The sequence below is a fragment of the Acidobacteriota bacterium genome (genome assembly GCA_038040445.1).
Lineage (GTDB): Bacteria > Acidobacteriota > Blastocatellia > UBA7656 > UBA7656 > Onstottus_A > Onstottus_A frigus.
Map to the genome: position 1 here is coordinate 85822 of JBBPIG010000015.1, position 16464 is coordinate 102285.

A 16464-nucleotide genomic window follows, 5' to 3' on the forward strand; every position below is an offset into this window, starting at 1 on the left:
CTTCGGCTAACTGCGAGAGACAACCAGCGGTTACTTCTTCTTCTTCTGCACATCTGCAAGCATTTTCTCAGCGACGCTGTTTTGGAACTCGAGATTCTGCGAGTTCATCTGAATCGCTTTCTTGAACTCGTCCACCGCCTTGGACCAGTCCTTCTTGCTCTTCGACTGTGAGTAAACTATCGCCAGGTTCAGATGAGGCAGTGCGCTGTTCGCATCGAGCTTCATCGCGCGCTCGATATCTTTGACCCCGTCCTTCTCGCCCTTCATAACGCGCGCAAGCCCGAGACTCGCAATTGCCGCGACGTTGTTCGGTTCGATCTCGGCGGCTTTGCGGTAAGCAACGATCGCTTCTGCAAACTTGCCCCCGCCATAGTAAGCCGATCCCAGCGCGTTGTAAGCCGAAGCCCATCGAGGCTCGGCCTGCGTGACCTTAACCAGAGTCGCTTCAGCGCCGGGTACGTCCCCCGACGACAGCATCACGACTCCTAACTGATAACGCGTGGCAGCGAGCGATTCGTCAAGCTTCAGCGAGTTCTCAAACTCGGAACGGGCAGCGGCCGGCCCGCTCGCGGCGCCGGCGTCGCCCTGTCCCAATTCACCCTTGCCCCCTGCGCCGGCAGTCTGCCAGTCGCGCAGCGCTATCGCGCCTCTGAAGTATGCCGCCTCCGCCTGCGTTTTGACGTCGTCTTTCCTAAAGGCAAGCGAGTTGGTCGTTGAATCGAGCGCACGCACCATCTGCTCGCGGGTCACGGCTCGCCAGTTCGTAGCCGTTTGAGTGATCAGCACCGGCAGGGCTTCGACGAGCTTTGCAGCGAGCACGCTCTTAAGCGTTGTCACTTCGGGACGGCCGGGGTAGGACGTCGCCAGCTTGCTGACAAGCTCGAACGCGTTAGGGCTCTCAGGGCCGGCAAGTTTTCCCGCACCCAGCAACGCGTTGAACTCTTTGATGTAGTCATCAAGCTTCGGTTCGAGTTTGAAGACCAGCGTCGGAGCCTCGGTGCCGGCGTCGAATCCGCGAGTCAACGTGTTATAACCGTCCTTGCGCACCTCGATGCTGTAGTGGCCCAGCGCAAGTTTTTCAAACTGGACTTTACCCTCGCCGTTGGTTACGCCGCGCTGTTCGCCGTTGACGAACACAGCGCACTCAGGCGGCTCACTCAACACCGTGAGCGTCACGGTGATCGGTGGCGGCTCCGTCTTCGTCGTCGTTTTTCCCTTTGGGGTAGTCTTCTTGCCCTTGGTGTCCGTGGGCCGGCCGGATGGGTCTTGTCCAAAGCTCAAGGCCGGCGAGGCCAGCACCATGAGAACAGCGAGAGACCCTATGCAAGCAAATGTAGTGAGGAAAGATTTCTTGTCCAACATATCGCCACCTCGGAGCGCAATTATAGCGCAGGTCCCGCAAGCTACCAACAGGGCAAATGCACGGCGTATCAAAAACTTTCACACTAGATTGCCGTTCGTAGTAGAATCCGTTCTGTTCTTGAGCAGCTCAGCTTGGGAGGGCTGATATGCCCGAAGTCAAGTTGTACACGACCAGTTGGAGCGCAGACTGCAATCAGGCGAAACAATTCCTCGACGACGAAGGAGTATTCTACGAGGAAGTTGATATCGAAGAATCCGCCGAGGGTGCGCGCGTGGTCGAGCAAGCCAACAAAGGAAAGCGGATCGTGCCCACGTTCGACATTGACGGGACCATCTTCAGCCTCAAGCCGTTTAATTGGAAAAAGCTTCAAGCCGAGCTCGAGCGCCTGGGCGTCGAAGAGGAGTGAGCTCTTTTTCTAACCGCTGCCTCGCGGGAATCTGAATGTCTCAACTGACCTTCCTCGAACAACTCATGCAACAACGCCGCGCGGTCTCGGTGTCCGAGCTGACGTCGCGGCTCAAGGCATTTATCGAACGCGAATTCATCGACGTTTATGTCGAAGGTGAGATATCAAACCTCCGCCGGCACTCGTCGGGGCACTGGTATTTCTCGCTCAAGGATGAAGCCGCTTCGCTGCGGTGCGCCAGCTTCAGAATGCAGAATCGAATGATTCGCTTCATACCTGAAGATGGGCTGCACGTCATCGCCCGAGGCAGGCTTTCCATCTACGACGCCCGCGGCGAGTATCAACTCATAGTCGAGTACATGGAGCCGGTGGGGGCCGGCGCCTTACAGCTTGCGCTCGAGCAGTTGAAGACGCGTCTGGCGGCCGACGGTCTGTTCGCGATGGAACGTAAGCGGCCGCTGCCGATCTTGCCACGCTGCATCGGTGTGGTGACTTCGCCAACGGGCGCGGCGATCCGCGACATCCTTCGAGTCCTGAAGCGGCGCAATGAAGCGGTGAGCGTATTGATCGCGCCGGTGCGCGTTCAAGGCGACGCGGCAGCGTCAGACATCGCGCGAGCCGTCCGGTTATTGAACTCGCGCAAAGAAGTGGACGCGATCATCGTGGGAAGAGGCGGCGGGTCGACGGAAGACCTGTCGTGCTTCAACGACGAGGCGGTTGCGCGAGCGATCTACAACTCGCGAGTGCCGGTTATCTCGGCTGTTGGTCACGAAACTGACTTCACCATCGCGGACATGGTAGCCGACCTGCGCGCTTCTACTCCGTCGGCGGCTGCCGAGATGGTAGCCAGCGCGCGCGATGAAATGTGCTCTCGAGCTAACGGTCTCGCCGAAGACATAAGGAAGGCGGTTCGGTACCGCCTGCTCGCCTTGCGCAGCACCTTATCTGAGCTTGAATCGAGCCGCGCATTTCCTGAAGTCCAATCGCGCATACGCGGGTTCGCCCAAAGAGTTGACGATGCAGGTTACTCGATGGAATCGTCTCTGCGAACCGCGTTGAAAACACGGCGCGCTCGCCACGCGGCATTGGAGCTGCGCTTGAGCGAAAGCGATTTGCGCCGACGGGTGATCGAGCGGCGCGGCAGACTCGCCGAGCTGAGCGGGCGGCTTCAGGCAGGCACTCGGGTTGTCGTCGAGAGCGCAAGCGAACGAGTGTGCTTGGCAGCAGGCAAGCTTGATTCGCTCTCGCCGCTTGGCGTGCTTGCGCGCGGATACGCGATCGCGTTTGACTCACAGGGGCGAGTCATCAAACGCGCCGGCGAGGTGAGTTCCGGCGAGAAAGTTCGCGTCCGGGTGTCGGAAGGCGAGATGGATTGCACCAAGAATTAGTTCTGGTTTCTGGTTTGTGGTTTGTGGTTGCAGATCAGCCTTGCCTTTGACTGGGGCCGGACTCAAACGGGTATACTCTTAGCAACTTGAAACCAAAAACCAGAAACCAGAAACTACAAACCAGAAACTCCAGAACTAGTCTGATGCGGACCGTAGCACTTCTCGCCGGAACGCTCATCGCCGTGACGTCAACCTCAGCCTGCGTGTCCCGACCCGGTGAGGCTGCGGCTTCGGCGAAGGCGGCGCAACGGGCTACAGTTGAGAACCTAACTCGCCGCCCGATTTCAGACATTCCGCAGATAAAGAAAGCAGTGGATGCCGCAATCGAGCAGACCCAATATACCTTTGCCTACGACCCATCGTATGCGAAGCTCGACTACCCGAACGGCGATGTCCCGCTCGATCGCGGGGTTTGTGCCGATGTCGTCGTGAGGGCTTTCCGGAATGCGGGGGTCGATCTGCAGAAAGAAGTTCACGAAGACATGGCGCGGCATTTCGGGGCGTATCCCGACAAATGGGGCGCACGCAGGCCCGACTCAAACATCGACCATCGACGTGTGCCAAACCTGATGACCTTCTTCAAAAGGGCTGGCAAGTCTATTGCCGCGAACAAACCATCTGATTACCTGCCCGGTGATGTGGTCGCGTGGGAACTCGATAACCACCTGCTTCATATTGGGCTTGTCACCGACGCCGCCGCCGCGGGAACACAGAATTATCTGATCGTTCACAACATTGGCGCCGGCGCGAAGATTGAGGACGTGCTGATGGCTTGGAAGATAATAGGTCACTACAGAATGTGGAAGTGAAAGATGATGCCAGAAAAAAGTTTCGAGTCATCGCTCGAAGAGCTTGAGCAGATCGTCCGCCAGCTCGAAGCGGGCGATCTTCCGCTAGACCGTTCTCTCGAACTGTTTGAGCAGGGGGTGCGCCTTTCGCGCGAGTGCCAGAAGCGTCTCGACGAGGCCGAGCGTAAGGTTGAGATCCTGCTTCGCGGCAACGACGGCGCTTACAAGCCGGCGCCGTTCGAAGAGCCTGAGGAAGAATAGCGCGCGGGAATCACGTGCTCCCCGGAGGTCTAGCGAGCTGCTGAAAAAGAGGTTCGCCAGTAAGACACAAAGCCACGAAGGTGCCCCAAGTCAGTGAATGCATGCTTTGTGTTCCTTTGTGCCCTTGTGGCTTAGTGGCAATAGATTGATTCGCCTGCTATGAGGAAGAATGACCTCACCCGAAACGATCACGAGTTATCTGGCGCGGCGAGCTACAGAAGTCAACGAATGGCTCGACCGCTTTCTGCCCTCCCAGTCAGCGCCGCCCGAGCAGCTTCATCGTGCGATGCGCTATAGCTTGCTTGCGGGCGGGAAACGGCTTAGACCTGCTCTGGTGCTCGCCGCCGGTGAAGCCTTCGGCGCCGATACCGACGATCTCATGCCCGCGGCTTGCGCGATTGAAATGATCCACACTTACTCGTTGATCCACGACGATCTTCCGGCGATGGACAACGACGACCTGCGGCGCGGCCGTCCGGCCTGTCACAAGGCCTTCGGTGAAGCTGTTGCGATTCTCGCGGGCGACGCGCTGTTGACTCAGGCGTTTCGCGTGTTGGCTTCGGACTCGCCGAAACGCGACGCCGAGCGGCAAGTGCGAGTCATCCGTGAGATCGCGTCTGCCGCGGGGACTGTCGACGCGCTGATCGGCGGGCAGATAGCGGATATCGAAAGCGAGGGCAAGCAGATTGACGCGGCGATGCTCGAATACATTCATCGCTCGAAGACCGGCGCGATGATCTGCGCCTCGGTTGTCGTCGGCGGCATTATCGCGGGTGCCGGCGACGACCAGATAGAGAAGCTTCGAGGTTACGGTCAGCGGATCGGTCTCGCTTTTCAGATCGCGGATGATATCCTCGATGTGACTTCAACGAGCGAGCAGCTCGGCAAGACACCCGGTAAAGACCGGGCCGCTAACAAAGCTACCTACCCGGCGATCCACGGAATAGCGTCGTCAGAAGCACGGGCAGGCGAGCTGGTTGCTGAGGCAGTCGAGATCGTTTCCAGTCTCGATCTAAAGACCCATGTCCTGGAAGACATAGCCGGATTCATCATTGCAAGAAGCTCGTGAGGTCGCTATCTTTGTTAACGCCAGTTCAGGGCTAGCAAAACCTTCAGGAGACCAAGGCTTATTATGAAGTTGCTCTCGCAAATCAACGATCCGGCGGACCTCAGACGCCTTCCGCAATCGAAGCTGCAACCGCTCGCCGACGAGATCCGCGAGTACATGATCGAAACACTTTCAAAGATCGGCGGTCACACCGGCGCGAGCCTGGGCCCGGTCGAGTTGCTTATTGCGCTGCACTACGCGCTCGATACTCCTCGCGACAAGCTGGTCATCGACATAGGTCATCAGGCCTACGCGCACAAGATCCTGACCGGCCGTCGCGATCAGTTTCCCACTATTCGACAATACGAGGGGCTGAGCGGCTTTCTGCGGCGAGAGGAATCCGAGTATGACGTGTTCAACGCGGCTCACGCGGGCACGTCCATCTCTGCGGCGCTGGGCATCGCCGCCGCGCGCGATCTGAAGAACGAAGACTTCAACGTAGTTGCCTTCATCGGTGACGCGGGGCTGACTGCCGGGATGGCGCTTGAAGGCATAAATCAAGTCGGGCATCTCAAGAAGCGGATGATCATCCTGCTAAACGACAACGAGATGTCGATCTCGCCCAACGTCGGCGCGCTTTCAGGGTACCTGAACCGGATTCGCGGCGCGCGGCCCTACAACGAGTTCAAGCACGAAGTCGAAGAGTGGCTGAAGGTTATTCCTGCGTTCGGCGAGCTCATGCTGTCGAGCGCCAAAGCGGTCAAGGACACTCTCGCTCGAGCGTTCATACCCGGCGCGCTTTGGGAAGAACTGGGACTGAAGTATCTGGGTCCGATCAACGGTCACGATATCAACTCAATACTTCAAACCCTGGAAGAAGCGAAGAGCGAAGCCGGCCCGGTGCTGATTCACGCGCTGACGGTGAAGGGCAAAGGCTACGAGCCGGCCGAGCGCGACAAAGCTGCGTGGCACGGCACGTCGGCCTTCGAGATCTCAACCGGCAAGTTCATCAAGGAGCCGGCCACGGCGCCGGCTTACACTGCAGTGTTCGCCCAGGCCACTATCGACTTGATGAAAGAAGACAAACGCATTGTGGCCCTCACGGCCGCGATGCCCGACGGCACCGGGCTCAGCAAGGTGATGAAGGAGTTTCCTGATCGGACGTTTGATACCGCGATAGCCGAACAACACGCGGTGACCTTCGCCGCCGGCATGGCTACGGAAGGCTTGAAACCAATCGCGGCGATCTACTCGACGTTCTTGCAGCGCGCGTTCGATCAGATATTTCACGACGTCGTGTTGATGGGACTCGACGTGACGTTCGCGCTCGATCGGGCGGGTGTGGCTGGAGCCGACGGACCGACTCATCACGGGCTGATGGACTTCGCTTATCTGCGGCCGATGCCCGGATTCGTGATCATGGCGCCGAAGGACGAGAACGAGCTTCGGCACATGCTCAAGACAGGAGTCTTGTACGACGGGCCGGCGTCTGTGCGCTATCCGCGCGGCAGCGGCGTCGGCGTGCCGATGGATGAAAAGATCGAAGCGCTCGAGATCGGGAAGGGCGAGATTCTGCGCGAAGGCTCGGATGTGGCGATCCTCGGGATAGGATCAGAAGTGAGCTACTGCCAGAAGGCCGCCGAGAGACTCGCGTTGGAAGGCATCAACGTAACAGTGGTTAATGCGCGGTTCGTGAAGCCGCTGGACTCGGAGTTGATACTGGCGCTCGCGCGCTCACACGGTTCGATCGTGACTGCCGAAGATCACTATCTGATGGGCGGCTTCGGCAGCGCGGTGATGGAGCTGCTTGAAGAAAACCGCCTGAATGAAGTTCGCATGCTGCGTCTCGGCTTCCCGGACAAGATCATCGAGCATGCCAGCCAGAGCTTGCTGCTTGCGAAGTATGGACTCGACGCGGATGGAATCTACGCACAGGTGAGAGACTTCGTCGCGAGCAAGTTCAGCTTCGAGCCGGTGTATACACGGTAGTTCCGGGTTCCGGGTTCAGAGTTCCGGGTTCCAGGTTCGAAGTCGCAGGCAGCGTGGTCAGTGACCTTTTCTCGGAAAGAGGATAGCGATGAGCCGACAAGCAATCACGGTTGAGCTTCCCGAAGAGGTCTACAGGCATATGAAGCGCGCCGCCCAGGGGATGAAGCGTCCCCTCGAACGCGTGCTGGCGAGCATTGTTAAAGGCGCCACGCCATCGCTCGAGAAAGTGCCGGCTCAATACCGCTCAGACCTTGAGAGCATGGAAACCCTCGGGGATGAGAAGTTGTGGAAGATTGCCGAGAGTCGAGTGCCAGTGGAACGTCAACGCAGGTTGGAGCGACTGTTGGAACATGGTCAGAGCGGTGAACTGACCGAGCGCGAACAACAGACTCTTACTCGGTGCGAAGTACGGCTTAAACCGGATGGGATCTCGACGAGCTACTAACCACGGACTACGGACTTCTTCTTCACTGAGTCTCGCGTTTCCCTTGCGGCTGAGCATCCTCGAAAATATGTGTCGTGTGCTCGGTGACGCTCGGAGGCGGCTCGATTGGAGGCTCGTAGCCGATCGGAACAGATTGTCGCTCGACCACGGGCGCGGTGTCCTGCCTGATAAAGGGTTGCGGTTCTTCCAACAACGGCGGCGGAGTGAAACGAGCCGCAAGCGTCGCCATCGACTCCGCAAAGAACGCCGCGTAGATGATGTGCGCCAGTCCCTTCAGCACCGGCAGCAGCGCAATCATCCAGATCATCCTCACTATCGGCTCGAGCCCTTGAACATGGCCCTGCGAGCTTTCCTCTAAGCGCCTGATAAGCCCTTCATCAATCGCAGTCTGGCCAAGATAGTAGAGAAGCACTCCGAGGCCTGCGCCCCAGAACAGGCTCACCAGGCCATTTCTGAGGTTATGCTGCCACGAGTAGGACATATACTCCTTCGGCTTTGGTAGGTTTTGGCGGCGCGCTTCTTCACGGGCTTGCTTTCTTATTTCGCGAGTGACTCGATGCCGCTCCCTTGCGTCTCCGCTGCCTGTCCGCCCGCCGACGGCGACGGCAACGTTGGTCTTCCAGCTCTTGGCGAAGTCCCTTGCATTCTTGGCGAGCTCGTCGACGTTGATCCCGAATGGACCCTGAGGACCATCGCCGCCGCTGAGCGCGTCATTGATCAATTGAAGGTTAGTCCCACAGGCCTTGCAGAAACGCTGGGCTTCGACTGATTCACTACCGCATTTCGGACAAAACATCTTCGCCTCCCATCGACGGCTGGTTCCCAAGCCGAAAGCTTACCCACAACCAAAAAGCTTGTCACTACCTTAACTGCTGAATTCGAAGTGTGCACGCTGCCGTTGCGCCTTCTCTCATACGCCAACCATAGCGCGATAGTTTTGAACTCGGATAAGCTATTCACTGAGGGGTCAGGTTGATTAACCTTAACGCAACGCAACGCCAGACCATCCGTGCGCTTTCAGCATTCATTGTGCTGTCAGCGATCCCCTGCGTGGGCTGCAACCGCGCCGCGGTGACCCCGCCCCCGGCGGTTGCCGAAACTGTCGATCCGTGGAAAGCAGCAGCCGGTAAGATCGAACAAGATCGTGGGGAACCGGTTGGCAGAAATGCTACAGTCGAAGTCCCGGAACAACTCGAGCATTACGTCGATCGTCGTCGCTTTCTGGCTGTGCAAGCTGCAGACTTCCGGGCGCGCGTCGATGCCATCTGTCGTGACTTCGCGGACCTCGTGCCGTTGATCCAGCGCGGCGAGATCGTCGAGATAAAGCCTCTGGGTTCGGACTACATTCTGTACGGCGTAGGCTATCGTGTCAGCGGCGAACCGTTCGCGCACTACGATAGCGGGACGAGGCAAGACATCCCGCTCCAGGCAACCGAAGAAGGCTTTAGGGCGGAAGTCCAGCAAGCGCTGAGTGACGTCAAAGAAAAAGCCGCCAGGCTTTCCTATCTCGAAGCCGCGTGGCGGCGCGTGCCCAGGCGTGATCGCGCTCGCCGAGCCACGCTGTCGACCGAGCTTGCGCTGACTCGCAAAGCATTCAACTCGACAAGAGCGAGGAGCAAAATGTTGGCAGCCTTCTACGCCGATGCCGGGCGGCGCAAGGCTATCCTGGCGGAATATCAAACGCTCTCGGACGTTGCCCGTGACTTCGAGGGTGAGGCATACGATTTGAACGATGCGGATGCGCGGCGCCGTTTGAAGACCCGTCTTCTCAGCTTCATTCGACCGGAAGCGCGTGATCTGCTCTCTAAGATCGCTCACGCCTACAAAGAGAAGTTCGACCGCCCGCTGCCCGTCTCTTCGCTGCTGCGTCCGGTTCAGTACCAGCACGAACTCGCGGGGACTAACGCGAACGCCGCGCGGGGTGCTACGCCTCCCCACTCGACCGGTTTGGCATTCGATCTGTATTACAAGTATATGAGTGCAGCCGAGCAGGAGTTCTTGATGTCGTTCATCGCACATCTGGAAGACGAGGGACGCGTCGAAGCGCTCCGCGAGGCGCGAGATAACATTCACGTGTATGTCTTTGGGAGTGGACGGCGGCCGGATGAGAAGCTCATCGCTCGTTTGATCGCGGAAAAAGGATCGCGCAATCCTGGCAAGAAATCACGAGCCGCCTCGCTGCGAGAAGGAACGAGTCGAAAGCGTGGGCGGTGAGGACACAAATTAGAATGGCAAAGGAGCGTGCAGACAAGGTCTTAGTCGAGCGGGGACTCGTCGAGAGCCGAACGCGCGCGCAAGCGTTGATCCTCGCGGGCCAGGTGCTTGTTCGAGAACAGCGCGTCGATAAGCCCGGCCAGTTGATCGATACGGATGCGGAGATTCGAATCAAAGGCGAGACTCTTCGATATGCCGGGCGGGGAGGATTGAAACTCGAAGCAGCGCTTCGCGAGTTCAACATCGACGCTGCCGGAAAGAATTGTATCGACGTGGGAGCCTCGACCGGCGGATTCACCGACTGCTTGCTTCAACACGAAGCTGCGCGCGTGTGGGCCGTGGACGTAGGGCACAATCAGCTTGTGTGGCGCTTGCGTCAGGACCCGCGGGTGGTCGTGCTGGAAGGCGTGAACGCGCGCAACCTGAATCCCGGGCAGTTCCCTGTTAGTTTCGATCTCGCGACGGTCGATGTGTCGTTTATCTCGCTCACGAAAATACTTCCGGCAATGCGACCGTGTCTCGACGAAAAGGCAGACTGCGTCGCGCTGATCAAACCCCAGTTTGAAGTCGGCAAAGGTGAGGTCGGACGCGGCGGAATAGTCACCGATCCCGCGAAGCACAGACGGGTGCTGCGCGAGATTAACGAAGCCGCGCTCGAGGCCGGCTTTCGTCCTATAAGCTTGATTCAATCTCCGATACTCGGCGCGGAAGGCAACCGCGAGTTCCTGATTCATCTAAAGTGTTCGACGGTCGATGCGCAGGTGACGTTAGAGGTTGAACAGCGAATCCTCGATCTAACCCCGCTTGTGTGAGAAGCAATCTTGGGTAGTGTTCTAATCTTGTGTTGGTCGATCGACTAGGACACGATCGGGCGACCGCGTATTTGGACTGCGGTGGCGTTTTTGCGTTGCCGCCGCTTTTTGTTACCGCCCATGAAACGACAGAAAGCGGTGGCAACGCAAAGACGCCACCGCAGTCCAAATACGCCCTCGCTTGAGAGTGTCCTAGTCGACCAACTCAAGATTAGGACACTACGCGTCTTGCTGACCACCAGGGGCTGTCTTAGAATCTGCAAGTAACAGATGCGTACCACCTTCACCTACCTCATAGGTCCCCAAAAGGGAAAATGTGCAGACTTCACCGCCGGCAGAATCTCGGTCGGGCGCGCCGCGGATAACATGCTCTGCTTAGGCGACGGCGAGCGGCGCGTTTCGTCACATCACGCCGAAGTTATCCAGCGCGGAGGTCAGTTTGTGCTGCGCGACCTCGGCTCGACCAATGGAACGTCGATCAACGGCCGCCGCGTGGTAGTCAGCGAGTTGGAGCATGACGACTTACTCGAATTCGGCGCCGGCGGCCCGCTGTTGCGATTCGAGATTGACCGCGAGATTGATCGCGATACGGGGCAAGATCAGGTTGAGACGATTAGCGCGCCACTACCGGCCCACGATCGTGATTTATCGGTTACTCCCGACAGCGCGCCAAATACTCGCGCGGTCGGCATCTTGAAGAGCAACGCCGCGCTCATCGTAGCTCTGGTAGCCGCTATGCTGGCGGGCGGCGTAGGCGGAATAGTCGCATCCTCCCGGCTTCGCGCTTCCGACCCGGAGCCGATGAGCTTCGCGGAAGTCGCCGAACTCAATAGCCCTGCGGTTGTTTTCATTAGAGCGGAGTTCGAGCTGCTTGATTCGAGTGGCCGGGTAACGACGACTGAAGCGCGGACCGGGTCAGGGTTCATCGTCTCGGAGAGCGGATTAATTGTCACAAATCGCCATCTGGTTCGCGACTGGGAATATAACGCGCTGCCGCCGGGAACGACCGGCCGGATCACCAGGATCGAGGCGATCCTCCCGCATCAGAAGGTCGAAGACGCGATGCCGGCAGAGGTCTACAAGCTTGGACCGGACAGCAGCGTGGACGTGGCGATTCTAAAGATCAGGTTCCCCAACCCTTCGGTTGTGCGCGGCATTGAACCCGATATCAGCCACACAAATCCAGGCGACGAAGTTGTCGTTATCGGGTATCCTCTTGGGCTGGACTTGTTGCAATGGACTAAGGACAGCACGGTTGATCCGTCGATTTCAACAGGTATCGTGAGCCGCGTGGGGCACGATTTCATTCAACTCAGTCTGCGCGCTTATCACGGCAACAGTGGAGGGCCGGTGCTCAATCGGAGGGGAGAAGTGATCGGTATTCTGACCGGGAACATCGGCAGCGCGCAGGACATCGCGCTGTGCCTCCCAATAAGCTCCGCGCTCACGCTTGTGAGAAACCTGGGAGCGCAGGCATCCCTGCCTGCCTCTCTTAGCAGACTTGGCTATTTTCTTTCTCACGCAACGGCAAGCAGGCAGGGATGCCTGCGCTCCCAGGTCAGAATCGAGATTGCGCAGCGCTCCGGAGCAATGAAATGACAGACGCAATGAACCCGGATAAGACGGACGAGAGGGGCGGACGACATCCGGTTACGCTTCCGCCGACGCTTTTTCTCTCGCGCAAGCTGCTGTTCAACCGCGAGGCGAGCTGGCTTGAGTTCAATCGCCGCGTGCTTGAAGAGGCGATCGACAAGTCGCAGCCGCTGCTCGAACGCGTAAAGTTCATGTCGATCTTCTCCGCAAACCTCGACGAGTTCTTCATGATCCGCGTGTCCGGACTGAAGGAGCAGGTCGATGAAGGTGTCACCGATCTGTCGCTCGACGGCATGACGCCGGCGGCTCAGCTCAAACTGATCAACGAGCGATTGCGCCCGATGCTGGCCGAGCAGGTTCGCTGCTTCAAGGAGGAACTGCTTCCCGAGTTTTCTTCAAACGGCATCGTGCTTACCTCCTACCGCGCACTGTCGGATCGCGAGCGACGCATGCTCGGCACATATTTCATGGAGAACGTATTCCCCGTGCTCACCCCGCAAGCAGTCGATCCGAGTCACCCCTTCCCTTATATCTCGAACCTCAGTCTCAACCTCGGGGTTATGATCGAACCGAACGGCGACGCGGACTCGACCGCGAGCACTTCGGCGCCACGCTTCGCGCGGGTTAAGGTGCCGCCTCTCGTCCCGCGGGTTGTGCAGGTTGGTGATGAATCGAGCAATGAGTTCATCCTGCTCGAGGAACTCATTGCGGCCAACGTCGAGATGCTGTTCCCGGGAATGCGTGCAAGCGAGCTGCACGCCTTCAGGGTGACGCGCGATGCCGATCTTGAAATCCGTGAAGACGAAGCGAATGACCTTCTGCAAGCCATCGAGCGCGAGTTACGCAAACGGCGATTCGGTACGGCGGTAAGGCTCGAGGTCGCCGCCACGATGCCCGGCGAGATGGTCCGATATCTGGCAAGCTCGCTGCGGTTGAATGCCGATGATGTTTACACGATCGACGGGCCGCTCAACATGCCCGACTTGATGGCGCTCTACAAACTCGATCAGCCGGGACTAAAGGATAAGGCGTTCAGCGCTCCGTTGTCCGCTGCCTTCAGAACGGACGAGTCCATCTTTGACGTGATCAGGCGCCAGGACGTGCTCGTGCATCATCCATACAACTCTTTTTCGTCGGTCGTCGATTTCATCAACAGCGCCGCGAACGATCCAGCGGTCCAAGCCATCAAGATGACGTTGTACCGCACCGGAAGCGACTCGCCGGTCGTTCGAGCCTTGATGGAAGCGAGCGAAAAGGGCAAGCAAGTGGCGGTGCTCGTGGAGCTGAAGGCTCGTTTCGATGAAGAGAGCAACATCGAGTGGGCGAGGAGGCTCGAGCGCGCAGGCGTTCACGTTGTATACGGGCTGATCGGATTGAAGACCCACTGCAAGCTGGCGCTGGTTGTGCGCCGCGAAGCTGACTCGCTTCGGCGATACGTGCACGTAGGAACGGGCAACTACAATCCGGCGACCGCTCGAATCTACACCGACCTCGGCCTGTTCACCGCTGACGAAAAGATCGGCGCGGACGCAAGTGAACTGTTCAACTATCTGACTGGCTTCTCGAAGCAGACTGAGTATCGCCGCTTGCTTGTTGCGCCGGTGAACTTGCGCGAGCGGGTGACCGCCCTGATCGAACGAGAGATCGAGCATCACAAGAATGGACGACCCGCGCGCATCATCGCCAAGATCAACAGTCTGACGGATACCAAGCTGGTTCGCACTCTCTACGAAGCATCGCAGGCCGGCGTGCCCATCGATCTGTTGGTCCGCGGGGTTTGCGCGCTGAGGCCGGGCGTTCCAGGGCTCTCGGATACGATCACTGTCACGAGCGTCGTCGGCCGGTTTCTGGAGCACAGCCGAGTCTTCTACTTTCTGAACGGTGGCGAAGACGACATCTACATTGGCAGCGCGGATTGGATGCAGCGGAATCTCGATCGGCGCGTCGAGCTGCTCGCGCCAATCGAAGATCCGCGATTGAGGAAGCATCTGAAGGAAGAAGTGCTCGACGTGTGCTTGCGGGACAACGTCAAGGCGCGGCGCCTTCAGCCGGATGGAAGCTATGAGCGAGTACGGGCGGCTGAAGGTGAAGAGACGGTCGACTCGCAGAATCACTTCATCAGTTACTACGGCTCTGTTTAGCCGCGCGGCTAATCTTCCCGCCGCGGCCATGCGAAGCAAAGGAGTCGATATCGTGAAAACAACTATCCCGAGAAGAACGTCACCTTTCCTGTCAGTGGTGGTTATGCTGGTTGTAGCTGCGGCCGCGCCGGCTGCGATCCTGCAAGAGAAAAACCCACTAGTAGGTACGTGGAACGCCAACCTCTCGAAATCGAAGCGCCATCCGAATCATCTCTTCAAAAGCGCCACGTTTCGCTTCACGATTTCCGATGATGTTGTGACGCTCAGCTATACCGGCGTAAACATGTCCGGGGTGGAAGAAAAAGGTACAACCACGTTCCATCCGGACGGCAAGGAACACCCGCTTGCAGGAATGGCCGGCGCTGTAGAGGTTTCGAGATGGGTGGGTGCGCACATTCTAGAAACCGTGGCCCGGCAAGACGGAAAAGCGATCGGTCAAAGCACTTTTGAAGTCTCGAGCGACGGGAAAACGCTGACTGCAAATGTGAAGGGAACCGATGCAGGCGGAGCATGGTTCGAGCAGGTCATCGTGTGTGACCGCGAGTAACGCGCGAATCAAAGACCATTCATGAAAAAGCTGACTCGTCGAGATATGCTGAAGTCGGCCGGCGGAGCCGGTCTCGCAACGCTTGCCGCGCCGATGACCAATCGCGGGCGTTACCGATTGTTCGCCGCTTCACCGAAGGAGTACTCGGCGCGAGCGGTTGAGCTGATGACCCGATCAACCGTCATCGACATGCTCAGCCCGTTCACGCTCAACTTCACCAAGCAAGCCCGGTGGTTCGCAAACCCGGAGACTTTCACGGTCGCGGACCTTCAACCTTTCAAAGACTCGGGCATCAACGTCTTGCATATCGGCGTTGGAGTGGGCGGGCCGGAAGCCTATCTCGAAGTGCTCAGGTTCTTCGCATCATGGAACGGATTCATCGCCGGTCACACAGATCATCTGATGCGCGTGGCCAGCGCGGCGGATCTCGAACGAGTCAAGAAGTCAGGCAAGATCGGCGTGCTGCTGGGATTGCAAAACTCCGAGCAGTTTCGCACGCCCGCCGACGTCAACTTCTTTCACGGAATCGGCCAGCGCGTTTCGCAACTGACTTACAACTCGCGGAACATGATCGGCAACGGCTCGACCGAACGCCGCGACGAAGGCATCAGCGATTTCGGCATCGCGATCATCGAGCGAATGAACTCGGTGGGTATGGCTGTCGACGTCTCTCATTGCGGTGACCGCACGACGCTCGATGCCTTTGAGGTTTCCAAAAAGCCCGTGCTGATCACCCACTCAAACTGCCGCGCTCTTGTGCCCGGTCACCCGCGCTGCAAGACCGATGAAGCCATAAAGAAAATGGGAGCCGCCGGCAGCGTCATGGGCATAACCGGGGTTCGCATGTTCGTGAAGGCTGACGAGCCGACTACCATCGAGCACGCTCTGGATCACTTCGACCACGTGGCGAAGCTGGCCGGCCCCGAGCATCTCGGCGTCGGCAGCGATATCGATCTGTATGGTTACGACGCGATGCCACCGGAGTTGAATCGACAGTTGCGAGCCGGCTACAAGGGCAGCTACGGGTTCCGCGAGAAGATCGATATTGAAGGCATCGATCATCCGAGGCGAATGTTTGACCTGACCGAAGGACTGATTCGGCGAAAGTATAGCGACAAGGACATCGAGGGCATCCTCGGCGGCAACTTCAAACGGGTCCTGTCTCAGATATGGAATGGATAGTTCCAGGATATTGGAAGCGGGGCAGCGGCCCCGGCAATTCCCCCAACCGGGAAGGTTGGGGATCTTTCACGTCCGCGCCTTTCGCGATCTTTGAAGGCTCTTCCGGTTGGGGGATTGCCTCGCGAGCGCCGGCTGCCTGCTTGCAGGCTGGAGTGAATGATCCCCAACCTCCCGGTTGAGGTTTTCCCATAGTCTCTGGCGCACGTGGGCATCTGGGCGCACGAGTGATTCTGTAGGCGTTAACATCACGGACCCACCGCTGGCGCGTGTGGGTATGCCCGAGGCAA

General features: G+C 58.5%; 15 protein-coding genes. 13 read left to right on the plus strand and 2 right to left on the minus strand.

From position 1 onward, the window contains the following. Positions 1–30: 30 nt before the first annotated feature. A complete protein-coding gene (locus AABO57_16870; protein MEK6287416.1) occupies positions 31–1362 on the minus strand; it encodes a tetratricopeptide repeat protein in 1332 nt (443 codons plus the stop codon). 146 nt (positions 1363–1508) lie between these two features. On the opposite strand from AABO57_16870, the gene AABO57_16875 reads away from it, so the two are divergent. The 7 genes from AABO57_16875 (at position 1509) to AABO57_16905 (ending at position 7688) form a co-directional block, all read left to right on the plus strand. Continuing rightward, positions 1509–1769, plus strand: a complete 261-nt coding sequence (locus AABO57_16875) for a glutaredoxin family protein (protein ID MEK6287417.1) — start codon at positions 1509–1511, stop codon at positions 1767–1769. A gap of 35 nt (positions 1770–1804) precedes the next feature. After that, positions 1805–3157, plus strand: a complete 1353-nt coding sequence (gene xseA, locus AABO57_16880; protein ID MEK6287418.1) for an exodeoxyribonuclease VII large subunit — start codon at positions 1805–1807, stop codon at positions 3155–3157. A gap of 143 nt (positions 3158–3300) precedes the next feature. Beyond that, entirely contained in the window at positions 3301–3966 is a 666-nt protein-coding gene (locus tag AABO57_16885) for a DUF1287 domain-containing protein (protein ID MEK6287419.1), read from the plus strand. Between the two features lie 3 nt (positions 3967–3969). Further along, positions 3970–4206, plus strand: a complete 237-nt coding sequence (gene xseB / locus AABO57_16890; protein ID MEK6287420.1) for an exodeoxyribonuclease VII small subunit — start codon at positions 3970–3972, stop codon at positions 4204–4206. A 169-nt stretch (positions 4207–4375) separates the two neighbouring features. After that, entirely contained in the window at positions 4376–5275 is a 900-nt protein-coding gene (locus AABO57_16895; GenBank protein MEK6287421.1) for a polyprenyl synthetase family protein, read from the plus strand. A 63-nt stretch (positions 5276–5338) separates the two neighbouring features. Next, positions 5339–7243 carry a 1-deoxy-D-xylulose-5-phosphate synthase gene (gene dxs / locus AABO57_16900; GenBank protein MEK6287422.1) on the plus strand — a complete coding sequence of 635 codons (1905 nt, stop codon included), beginning with the start codon at positions 5339–5341 and terminating at the stop codon, positions 7241–7243. An 88-nt stretch (positions 7244–7331) separates the two neighbouring features. Then, positions 7332–7688 (plus strand): hypothetical protein, encoded by a 357-nt coding sequence (locus AABO57_16905; protein MEK6287423.1) that lies wholly within the window; start codon positions 7332–7334, stop codon positions 7686–7688. A 22-nt stretch (positions 7689–7710) separates the two neighbouring features. Here AABO57_16905 and AABO57_16910 read toward each other — a convergent pair whose 3' ends face one another. Then, positions 7711–8484 carry a zinc ribbon domain-containing protein gene (locus AABO57_16910; GenBank protein MEK6287424.1) on the minus strand — a complete coding sequence of 258 codons (774 nt, stop codon included), beginning with the start codon at positions 8482–8484 and terminating at the stop codon, positions 7711–7713. A gap of 176 nt (positions 8485–8660) precedes the next feature. Here AABO57_16910 and AABO57_16915 point away from each other — a divergent pair, with 176 nt between their 5' ends. The 6 genes from AABO57_16915 (at position 8661) to AABO57_16940 (ending at position 16177) form a co-directional block, all read left to right on the plus strand. After that, the gene (locus tag AABO57_16915) at positions 8661–9902 is read left to right on the plus strand and encodes a DUF5715 family protein (protein ID MEK6287425.1); all 1242 of its coding nucleotides are present in this window, start codon (positions 8661–8663) and stop codon (positions 9900–9902) included. Between the two features lie 14 nt (positions 9903–9916). Continuing rightward, positions 9917–10714, plus strand: a complete 798-nt coding sequence (locus tag AABO57_16920; GenBank protein ID MEK6287426.1) for a TlyA family RNA methyltransferase — start codon at positions 9917–9919, stop codon at positions 10712–10714. A 270-nt stretch (positions 10715–10984) separates the two neighbouring features. Next, entirely contained in the window at positions 10985–12313 is a 1329-nt protein-coding gene (locus AABO57_16925; protein ID MEK6287427.1) for a trypsin-like peptidase domain-containing protein, read from the plus strand. After that, positions 12310–14448: a polyphosphate kinase 1 gene (gene ppk1, locus AABO57_16930; GenBank protein ID MEK6287428.1), complete on the plus strand. Its 2139-nt coding sequence runs from the start codon at positions 12310–12312 to the stop codon at positions 14446–14448. Before AABO57_16925 ends, ppk1 begins: the two co-directional genes overlap by 4 nt. Before the next feature lie 52 nt (positions 14449–14500). Beyond that, positions 14501–14995: a hypothetical protein gene (locus AABO57_16935; GenBank protein ID MEK6287429.1), complete on the plus strand. Its 495-nt coding sequence runs from the start codon at positions 14501–14503 to the stop codon at positions 14993–14995. Between the two features lie 21 nt (positions 14996–15016). After that, complete coding sequence (locus AABO57_16940; GenBank protein ID MEK6287430.1) at positions 15017–16177, plus strand: membrane dipeptidase; 1161 nt, start codon at positions 15017–15019, stop codon at positions 16175–16177. Positions 16178–16464 lie beyond the last annotated feature (287 nt).

Coding starts and splice junctions, on each gene's coding strand:
- AABO57_16870 (MEK6287416.1), bottom strand. CDS start 1,362: ATGTTGGACAAGAAATCTTTCCTCACTACATTTGCTTGCATAGGGTCT.
- AABO57_16875 (MEK6287417.1), top strand. CDS start 1,509: ATGCCCGAAGTCAAGTTGTACACGACCAGTTGGAGCGCAGACTGCAAT.
- xseA (MEK6287418.1), top strand. CDS start 1,805: ATGTCTCAACTGACCTTCCTCGAACAACTCATGCAACAACGCCGCGCG.
- AABO57_16885 (MEK6287419.1), top strand. CDS start 3,301: ATGCGGACCGTAGCACTTCTCGCCGGAACGCTCATCGCCGTGACGTCA.
- xseB (MEK6287420.1), top strand. CDS start 3,970: ATGATGCCAGAAAAAAGTTTCGAGTCATCGCTCGAAGAGCTTGAGCAG.
- AABO57_16895 (MEK6287421.1), top strand. CDS start 4,376: ATGACCTCACCCGAAACGATCACGAGTTATCTGGCGCGGCGAGCTACA.
- dxs (MEK6287422.1), top strand. CDS start 5,339: ATGAAGTTGCTCTCGCAAATCAACGATCCGGCGGACCTCAGACGCCTT.
- AABO57_16905 (MEK6287423.1), top strand. CDS start 7,332: ATGAGCCGACAAGCAATCACGGTTGAGCTTCCCGAAGAGGTCTACAGG.
- AABO57_16910 (MEK6287424.1), bottom strand. CDS start 8,484: ATGTTTTGTCCGAAATGCGGTAGTGAATCAGTCGAAGCCCAGCGTTTC.
- AABO57_16920 (MEK6287426.1), top strand. CDS start 9,917: ATGGCAAAGGAGCGTGCAGACAAGGTCTTAGTCGAGCGGGGACTCGTC.
- AABO57_16925 (MEK6287427.1), top strand. CDS start 10,985: ATGCGTACCACCTTCACCTACCTCATAGGTCCCCAAAAGGGAAAATGT.
- ppk1 (MEK6287428.1), top strand. CDS start 12,310: ATGACAGACGCAATGAACCCGGATAAGACGGACGAGAGGGGCGGACGA.
- AABO57_16940 (MEK6287430.1), top strand. CDS start 15,017: ATGAAAAAGCTGACTCGTCGAGATATGCTGAAGTCGGCCGGCGGAGCC.